This window comes from Sulfitobacter sp. HI0027 (genome assembly GCF_001634775.1).
Classification (GTDB): domain Bacteria; phylum Pseudomonadota; class Alphaproteobacteria; order Rhodobacterales; family Rhodobacteraceae; genus Sulfitobacter.
Window position 1 is genome coordinate 46,074 of record NZ_LWER01000208.1, and the last position, 8,590, is coordinate 54,663.

The window sequence follows — 8,590 nt, forward strand, 5'->3', positions numbered from 1 at the left end:
TTACAAATTCCTGCTAAACCACCGTTGGCAGGGCGCTTTTTCGTGCTACCCTTGCCCCATGAACATCAAAGACCTGATCCCGCACACACTGTTTCGCAAAGCCCGCGAATATTCTCGTAAACTTTGGGTGCGGGTGGTCGTCATGGGGCTGTTGGCCTTTGTCGCCCTCGGGATGACGCAGCTGTTTGAGCCCTTGGTGCCCAAGGAGGTCGCCACACGTTTGACGGGCGAGGCGGCGGATCGGCTTTTGCAGATCATCGCGGATGCGATGCTTGCGGTTACGATCTTTTCGATCACCATCATGGTCACGGTCTACCGCTCTACCTCGGCCCAATTCACGCCGCGGGCGCATCGGCTGATCATTCAGGACCGGACCACCCAGAACACCCTTGCCGTTTTCATCGGCGCCTATGTCTATGCGCTGGTTGCGATCATCATGCGCGAGTTGGGCATCTATGTCGACGAACGCTCTTTCGTATTGTTCCTGACCACGGTTCTGGTGCTGGCGATCATCGTGATCTTTCTGATCCGCTGGGTGCTTCACCTGCAAAGTTTCGGCAGCCTGATCGACACCACGCGCCAGATCGAAGCCGTAACCACATCGCTGTTTAAAGAGCGGCTAAAGACGCCCTGCATGGGCGGTCACCCTTTGACCGGCCCCACGCCGGAAAACGCCCGCCCGATCTTTGCTCCCGAAAGCGGCTATATCAAACATATCTACCCCGAGGCGCTGGACCAGCAGGCGCGCGATCATGGGGTGGCGATCTATCTTACCCGCCGCATCGGCGATTTCGTTTTTGTCGGAGAGCCTTTGGTCATGGTCACCCAGCAGGGCAGCCCGCAGGACGACGAGCACGACTGGGACAGCCTTGAGCAAAAGGTTTTCGACACCGTGCAACTGGGCGATCTGCGCACCTTTGACCAAGACCCGCGCTTTGGCCTGCGGGTGCTGGGAGAGGTTGCCTCCAAAGCGCTGTCGCCGGGGATCAACGACGGTGGCACGGCGATTGATGTCATCACCCGCATCGGGCGCATCCTGTCTTATTATTCGGACGAGGCGAAGCCGAGCGGCAAGATCAACTTGCCCAACCTGCATATCGCGCCGATCCCGTCGGATGCGCTGATCGAAGATGGCTTTGGCGCGCTGGCCCGCGATGGGGCCTCGGTCGTTGAGGTGCAGATGGCCTTGCAAGAGGTGCTGGCCGGGCTGATGCAGCACCCTGACCCCGGCCTTGCCGCCTCGGCCCGGGACGCGGCAGAGAACCACCTGCGCCGCGCTTTCGAAGAGGTGCCCTTTGGCCCTGACCGGGCGCGTATTTGGTCCGCCGCATGCAAAGAGGTGCGCGCGGCGGTGGTGACACCGGACTAAGCGGAGGTCAGAGGGGGCGGATTTTCAACTGCGTGATGCGGTTGCCGTCCCGCTCCATCACTTCGAACCGGAAGTTGTGGAAAGAGAACACCTGCCCCACGGTGGGGATCATCTGCGCTTCGTGGATCACCAGCCCGGCCACGGTATTGGCCTCGTCATCGGGGAGGGACCAGTCGGTGGCCCGGTTAAGATCGCGGATCGTCATGGCCCCTTCGACCATCAGATGCCCATCTTCGGACTGTTTGAGCGGGTGATCTGCGTCGGGGTCGAATTCGTCTGTAATCTCGCCCACGATCTCTTCGAGGATGTCTTCGAGCGTGATCAGCCCTTGCAGGGAGCCATATTCATCCACCACCAGCGCAAAATGCGTGCGGCGGCGCAGGAACTGGCGCATCTGCTCATCGAGGGTAGAGGTTTCGGGCACGAAATAGGGTTTCATCACCACATCGGCCACGTTGAACCCCTTGAGCGCCGCCGCATTGCCGTTGGGGCCGCCGATCAGCTTGTACATGGCCCGCAGCAGGTCCTTGGCATGGATCACGCCGATGATGTTCTCCGGATCATCGCGGAAGACGGGCAGGCGGGTGTGGTTGGATTGTAGGCATTTTTCCATAATGTCGGTTGGGTCGGAAGCCGCATCGATCATCTCGATCCCCGAGCGGTGCAGCATGACCTCTTCCACCGCACGTTCGCGCAGGTCGAGCGCGCCCAAGATACGGTCGCGGTCTTCCTTTTCGACAACGCCTTCGGAATGGCCCAGTTGCAAGGCCCCGGCGATCTCTTCTCGGACCGCCAGAATGTTGCTGTCCGGGTCAATCTGAACGCCGAAAAGCCGCAGCACCCCGCGCACGAAATAGCGCACTGCCGTCACCACCGGCGAGAAGACAAGCACCACGATGCTGATCGGGCGCGAGACCAGCGCCGCCGCCGTTTCGGCATTGGTGATGGCATAGGTCTTGGGCAGCACTTCTGAGAAGACAAGCACCAGAAGTGTCATCACCAGCGTCGCCAGCGCCACGCCGCTTTCGCCGAAAAGCCGGGTGAATAGCGCCGTCGCCATGGAAGCGGCAAGGATGTTGACCAAGTTGTTGCCCAGAAGGACCGAACCGATCAGCCGCTCGTTATCCTCGGTGATTTTGAGCGCCCGTATCGCCCCGCTTGCCCCTTTGTCGGCCTGCGCGCGCAGCTTCCCGCGCGAGGCGGCGGTCAATGCGGTCTCGGACCCCGAAAAGAAGCCCGACAGGACGAGGAGAAACAGGATAATTCCGGTACTGATCCAGAATGCGGTGTCAAAAAGGGCGGGGCCCGTTTCCATGAGGTCTAAATCCATCCATTATGTGTTGCAAATGTTATGGGCGCAGGGGCTGCGTCATTCAAGGGTCGCAACGGGTGAGGGTGGTGTGATGCAGGCGAAAATCAACTGTGCAGAGCTTGGGGTTCTGGACGGGCCGCTGCTGTTGTTCGGCGGGCCCTATTCCAACCTTCAGGCGGTAGCAGCGCTGGCGGATTTTGCCGCCGCGCACGGCATCGGCGGGGATCAGATGATCTGCACCGGGGATATCGTCGCCTACTGCGGGGCACCAAGCGAAAGCGTGGCGGCGATCCGGGCGCTTGGCTCTGCCGTGGTGGCGGGCAATTGTGAGTTGCAACTGGCCAGCGGGGCCGAGGATTGCGGCTGCGGCTTCGCGCCGGGCAGCAGTTGCGACATGCTTTCGGGCGCGTGGTACGCCCATGCCGCAAGCCAGTTGGACGCGGAGGCGAAGACGTGGATGGGGTCACTGCCGGATGTGGCCGTGTTTCAGCATCAGGGGCAGCGCTACGGGGTGATCCACGGCGGGGTGTGCGATGTGGCGCGGTTCATCTGGTCAGAGAGTGCAGAGGCGGTGTTCGAGGAGGAGTGGCAGGCCTTGGAAGAGGTCACAGGCCCCGTCGATCACATCATCGCCGGGCATTCCGGTCTGCCCTTTATCCGCAAGACGGCGCGTGGGCGCTGGATCAATGCAGGGGTGATCGGCATGCCGCCCCACGACGGTGGCCAGCAAACGCGGGTGGCCGTGTTGGACGGGGGCGAAGTGCGGTTTCACCGGCTTAGCTATGATATGGCAGGGGCCGTGGCCGACATGACAAAGGCCGGTCTGCCGCGCGCCTATGCTGATGCGCTGCAAAGCGGTTACTGGCCGTCGGAAGACGTGCTGCCACCGGGGTTGCGCGTGCCGTCCTTGGCCAGAGGGTGACGCTCTAGCACGAGGTCCGACAGGCGCTCTTCTAGCACATGGGTGTAGATCTCGGTCGTGGCGACATCGGCGTGGCCCAGCATGGTCTGGATCGCGCGCAGGTCCGCGCCATTGGCCAGCAGATGCGTGGCAAAGGCATGCCGCAGGGTGTGCGGCGTGACCTTTTCAGGGGGCACGCCCCCGGTCACGGCAAATTCCTTGATCAACAGATAGAACCGATGCCGCGTCAGATGGCCCGTTGCCCCGCGCGACGGGAAGAGATGCCGTGCGGGCGGTTTGCCCTTGGCTTGGGCCGCTTCATCCGCCTTGTCGCGCACCACCAGCCATGCGGCCAGCGCATCACGCGCAGGCTCTGACAGGGGCACCAGCCGCTCGCGGCCCCCCTTGCCCGAAATCAGCAGCAGGCGCGGATCGCCGCGCGCGGCGCTGACCGGCAGGCTGACCAATTCGCTGACCCGCATACCAGTGGCATAAAGCAGTTCCATCAGGCAGGTGTTGCGCAGCTGGTCTGCCAGCGCCCGGCCAGAGTTGCGCGCGGCATCCAGCAGGCGGTCGACCTCTTCTTCGGAGAGGATCTTGGGCAGACGTTTGTCTTGCCCCGGTCCGGCGATTTGCACCGCTGGATTGTCTTCGCGCAGCCCTTCCTCAAAGGCAAAGCGGTAGAGCTGTTTGATTGCCGAAAGCCGCCGCGCGCGGGTGGATTTAGCCAGTCCTTGGGCATCGCAGTAGACAAGGTAATCCTCAACCTCGCCGCGGCTGGCGGTTAGGAAATCATGGTTCCGCTGCGCCAGAAAGGAATCGAAATCCTTGAGGTCGCGGCCATAGGCCAACTGCGTATTGGTGGCGGCACCCTGTTCGGCGGCGGCGGCCTCCAGAAAGCTGGAGATCCAATGAAAGGTCGGGGTCTGGGACATCATCATTGCTGGAGCAATACAATCTGCAGGGCGGCACGTCGGGCGGTGTCTTCCAACCCGAGGGCGCGCAGGGTGGCTAGGGCGTCGCGGAGCGCCGATGTGTCACCACTCGCCCCGTCATGCAAGAGCGACAATAGGCGCAAAATCGCCATGCCCAATTCCTTGTCCCTCGCCAGCGCCATCAGGTCGGCGCGCGGGGTGGGATTGGCGAAAGCATCGTGAACAGCAGCGGCCAAGGGCGCATCCGGGGCGGGGCCTTCGGGGGCATCGCCAACCGCCACGGCGCGCAGCAATTCGTCTTCGGGGGACTTGCCGATCACCCGCGTCGAGGCGGCCTCGTAATTGGGCGACAGCAGCGCCACATCCCGCGCCAGTCGCGCAGCATGGCCCGCAAGCGGCATGGTCGAGAGGGGTTCGGCAAAGAGCGTGGCAAAGGCCACTTCGAGAGAGGCCTCGCGCATCGCTTCCCATGCTGGCGGCAGGGTCTTGGCCACCGCCTCTGCGCTGCTGGTGCGCAGGGCTGTCTCAAAGCGTTGCAGCGCCGCGACACGGTCCCAGACGCCCCCCGATGCGGCGGGCTGGCGGTCTGTGTACAGCCCCAGCAGCAGGTTGTCGGGCAGGGCGCCCGCGCGGGTCAGACGCTCGGCGGCCTCAAGCTGGGCTTTCCATCCGGCGATGTCGCGCAGATCGGCCACCGCATAGGGGCGCGGCAGAATGTTGGAGGGCAGCGGCTCACCAATGGTCTCAAACAGGCGAAAGGTCATCGGGTCCATCTGGCGCGGCACGCGCAGCGGCTCAGCCCCTTCGTAGAAATCCGGGTTGAGGAAACGGTCAAAGAGTTCAAGCTGCGCCTCTGGCAACAGGCCGAGCGCCTGCGCCGAGCCAAAGGTCAGAGCCGCGTTTTCCCAATTGCCCGCGCGGGCGTTGCAGAAAATCCGTGTGCCATAGTCGCGGGTCAGATGCGGAGATTTCATCAGCCGCTCGCAGACGCGGTGTTCGGTCCCGGTGAGCAAGGAAAGCTGCATCCACAGGTCGAAATGCGCGGTCGAGGTGGTCACCCCGGCCTGTTCGATCAGTGACAGCGCCGGATCGAGCGCGCCCAGCTCCATGAGTTTTTCGCCCCGTGCCAGCGCCAATAGATCGCCATTGCGCGCCTCGCCCTGCGGGGCCTGCGCCTCTGCCAGAAGCACGGTATAGAGCAGAGCCTGCGCGGCGGGCAAATGCAGGTCGGGCAGGTTGCGAATACGCTCGATCAGGGCGGTCGTATCGCTGCCCATCCAGATGTCCCCACGCAGCCCGGTGACCGAACCGGGCACCAGCCCGATGCGGCGCGGCGCGCCATCGCCCAGTGGGGTGACCTGCACCTCGGGGGGCAAAGCGTTGTTGGCGACAGGCGGTTCCGCCACCCGGCCCGGATTGGGCGGGCGTTTGGGGCGGTTTTCGGGCGGCGATTGCGCCCCGAGCCAGTCGATCACCGAAAGCGGTTGGTCATTGGCGGCGGGGGGCTTTTCCTGTTCCCGGCCCTCAGAGGTTTTGCGCGAATCGCGGCCCAGATTGCGGTCTTCGTCGGATTCGGCCAGCAGGGCGCTGGCACTGACCGAGCAGATCAACGCAGCGCAAAGGGCCAAACCGCGTTTTGACAGCGCGTTTGCCACCCCGCTCAATCCGCTGTCAGCGTGACGGGCTGGCGTGTCTCAATCTGTTCGGGCGAAAAGTCCACGCCAAAGAAGGGCCCGACGTAGGCATAGCCCACCAGCCCGATGAAGCCGACAATCAATAGAAATATCAAAAGCTTAAAAAGTTTACCCATGATTAATGCCTGCCCGGAATTCTGCTATTTTGCCAAACTATATATGGCCTTTCCGGCAAGATCACGTCATTCAGAGAAAAATGAGCGGAATTAAGCACAGCATAACCGATGGCGAAGAAATGCCGCCCCGTTACCGTCTGAACAAGACGGTGGCGCTGGTTGGCATGATGGGGGCGGGCAAGACGGCGGTGGGGCGTGCAGTCTCGGCCAAGCTGGGCGCGCCCTTTCTGGACAGCGATGCCGAGATTGAGGCGGCGGCCAATCTGAGCGTGCCCGAAATCTTTACCCGCGACGGAGAACCGTTCTTTCGCAAACGCGAGACAGAGGTCATCGCCCGGCTGCTGGCAGAGGAACGTTGCATCCTGTCCACCGGCGGCGGGGCGTTTCTGGCCGAGGTAAATCGCGACAATATCGCGGCTTACGGTGTGGCGCTCTGGCTGGATGCGGATCTTGATCTGCTGTGGAACCGGGTGCGCTATAAGGACAGCCGTCCGCTGCTGCGCACGGCTGATCCCAAGGCCACGCTGACCGCGCTCTACCGCGACCGGGTGCCGCTTTACCGGCTGGCGGATCTGTCGGTGCGCTGTGATCCGCGCCTGTCGATTGACGCCATGGCCAATCGGGTGATCGACAAGCTGCTGACAAGGCCGGATGTTTTGGAGAGATTGGATGCGTGAGACGGTATCCGTGGCCCTGCCGGGGCGGGAATATGATGTAATCATCGGGCCGGGGTTGCTGGCCGATGCGGGCGCGCTGATCGCGCCGCTGCTGCGCCGCAAGCGGGTGGCCGTCATCACCGAAAGCCGCGTGGCCGCGTTGCATTTGCAAACGCTGCGGGACGGGTTGGCCGCCGAGGGCATCGCGATGTCGGCGCTGGAACTTACGCCCGGAGAGGGGACCAAGGACTGGGCCAATCTGCAGCGCTCGGTCGACTGGCTGCTCGACGAACAGGTGGAGCGCGGCGATATCGTCGTGGCCTTTGGCGGCGGGGTGATCGGCGATCTGGTGGGCTTTGCCGCCGCCGTGCTGCGGCGCGGGGTGCGTTTTGTGCAGATCCCCACATCGCTTCTGGCGCAGGTCGACAGTTCGGTGGGTGGCAAGACCGGGATCAACGCAAGCCAAGGCAAGAACCTGATCGGGGCATTCCATCAACCCAGCCTCGTGCTCGCCGATACCGAAGTGCTGGGGACCATGTCGCCCCGCGATTTCCTCGCCGGGTATGGCGAGGTCGTGAAATACGGGCTGCTGGGCGATGCGGATTTCTTTGATTGGCTAGAGGCGCAGGGGCCAGCCCTAGCGGCAGGCGATATGGAAGCTCGGATCGAGGCGGTGCGCCGTTCGGTCCTGATGAAGGCCGATATCGTGGAACGCGACGAGACCGAGCAGGGCGACCGCGCATTGCTCAACCTCGGCCATACTTTCGGCCATGCGCTTGAGGCGGCGACGGGCTATTCCGACCGTCTGCTGCATGGCGAAGGGGTGGCGATCGGCTGTGCGCTGGCCTTTGAGCTTTCCGCGCGGCAGGGCCTATGCCCGCAAGAAGACCCCAGCCGCCTGCGCGCCCATCTGGCGCAGATGGGCATGAAGACCGACCTGCGCGACATTCCCGGCGACCTGCCAGAGGCCGAAGAGTTGCTGCGCCTGATGGGGCAGGACAAAAAGGTTGTCGATGGCCGGTTGCGTTTCGTTTTGGCGCGCGGCATCGGGCAAGCCTTTGCGGGGGCCGAGGTCGACAATGCCGATGTGCTGGCCCTGCTGCGCGACGCGCTAAGCGCGCGCCAGTGACCCGCGGCGGGCTGGGCCCGGCGGTTGAACTCTGTTCTTTAAGGTGTTGTGGTGCCGAATAAAAGGGGCGGCGCCGCCAAGTCGGATGTTTGAGACAGGCGTCACCCTGCATGTCTGAACGTCTTGACATGGCGCCCGCGTGGAGCGCCTCTGATCCGGTTGCCGAACTGATGAATGCCCGGCGGGTATCGCGATGGGGAGAGGTCTAATCCGGCGCGGTTAAAGACCTGTCACGGCCGCGGTCGCAGAGGGAGGGCAGGGCGCAACGGCGCCCCGCCCGAAATCGCATAGGGTTTAGAACGGGATCTCGTCATCGAGATCACGGCTGCCGCCGCCGCCGCCGCCGCCACCACCGCTGCCGCCGCCCGAGGAGGACGGGCCGCTGTCATAGCCGCCGCCGTAGTCATTGCCGCCACCACCGTAGCCGCCGCCACCACCACCGCCGCCGGACCCGGCGCCACCGGGACCGTCGAGCATG

General features: G+C 63.6%; 9 protein-coding genes. 4 read left to right on the forward strand and 5 right to left on the reverse strand.

Annotated elements, in window-relative coordinates:
* Positions 1 to 58: 58 nt before the first annotated feature.
* The gene (locus A3722_RS13700; protein WP_067623670.1) at positions 59 to 1,369 is read left to right on the forward strand and encodes a DUF2254 domain-containing protein; all 1,311 of its coding nucleotides are present in this window, start codon (positions 59 to 61) and stop codon (positions 1,367 to 1,369) included.
* 7 nt (positions 1,370 to 1,376) lie between these two features.
* Here A3722_RS13700 and A3722_RS13705 read toward each other — a convergent pair whose 3' ends face one another.
* Entirely contained in the window at positions 1,377 to 2,684 is a 1,308-nt protein-coding gene (locus A3722_RS13705) for an HlyC/CorC family transporter (RefSeq protein WP_067623667.1), read from the reverse strand.
* Between the two features lie 88 nt (positions 2,685 to 2,772).
* On the opposite strand from A3722_RS13705, the gene A3722_RS13710 reads away from it, so the two are divergent.
* Entirely contained in the window at positions 2,773 to 3,603 is an 831-nt protein-coding gene (locus tag A3722_RS13710) for a metallophosphoesterase family protein (RefSeq protein ID WP_067623664.1), read from the forward strand.
* Here the strand turns inward: A3722_RS13710 and A3722_RS13715 are convergent.
* From A3722_RS13715 to A3722_RS24575, 3 genes are read right to left on the reverse strand one after another with little or no spacing between them, the layout of a single operon-like run.
* A complete protein-coding gene (locus tag A3722_RS13715) occupies positions 3,540 to 4,523 on the reverse strand; it encodes a site-specific tyrosine recombinase XerD (RefSeq protein ID WP_120351225.1) in 984 nt (327 codons plus the stop codon). The genes A3722_RS13710 and A3722_RS13715 overlap by 64 nt on opposite strands.
* Positions 4,520 to 6,181 (reverse strand): hypothetical protein, encoded by a 1,662-nt coding sequence (locus tag A3722_RS13720; protein WP_067628853.1) that lies wholly within the window; start codon positions 6,179 to 6,181, stop codon positions 4,520 to 4,522. Before A3722_RS13720 ends, A3722_RS13715 begins: the two co-directional genes overlap by 4 nt.
* On the reverse strand, positions 6,178 to 6,327 hold the full coding sequence (locus A3722_RS24575; protein WP_007120408.1) for a hypothetical protein: 150 nt from the start codon (positions 6,325 to 6,327) through the stop codon (positions 6,178 to 6,180). The genes A3722_RS13720 and A3722_RS24575 overlap by 4 nt, the downstream gene beginning before the upstream one ends.
* An 80-nt stretch (positions 6,328 to 6,407) precedes the next feature.
* Here A3722_RS24575 and A3722_RS13725 point away from each other — a divergent pair, with 80 nt between their 5' ends.
* Positions 6,408 to 7,004 carry a shikimate kinase gene (locus A3722_RS13725; protein ID WP_067628855.1) on the forward strand — a complete coding sequence of 199 codons (597 nt, stop codon included), beginning with the start codon at positions 6,408 to 6,410 and terminating at the stop codon, positions 7,002 to 7,004.
* Complete coding sequence (aroB, locus tag A3722_RS13730; RefSeq protein WP_067628857.1) at positions 6,997 to 8,112, forward strand: 3-dehydroquinate synthase; 1,116 nt, start codon at positions 6,997 to 6,999, stop codon at positions 8,110 to 8,112. Before A3722_RS13725 ends, aroB begins: the two co-directional genes overlap by 8 nt.
* 294 nt (positions 8,113 to 8,406) lie before the next feature.
* Here the strand turns inward: aroB and A3722_RS24580 are convergent.
* A partial coding sequence (locus tag A3722_RS24580) for a hypothetical protein (RefSeq protein WP_082849489.1) occupies positions 8,407 to 8,590 on the reverse strand: 184 nt, incomplete at its 5' end.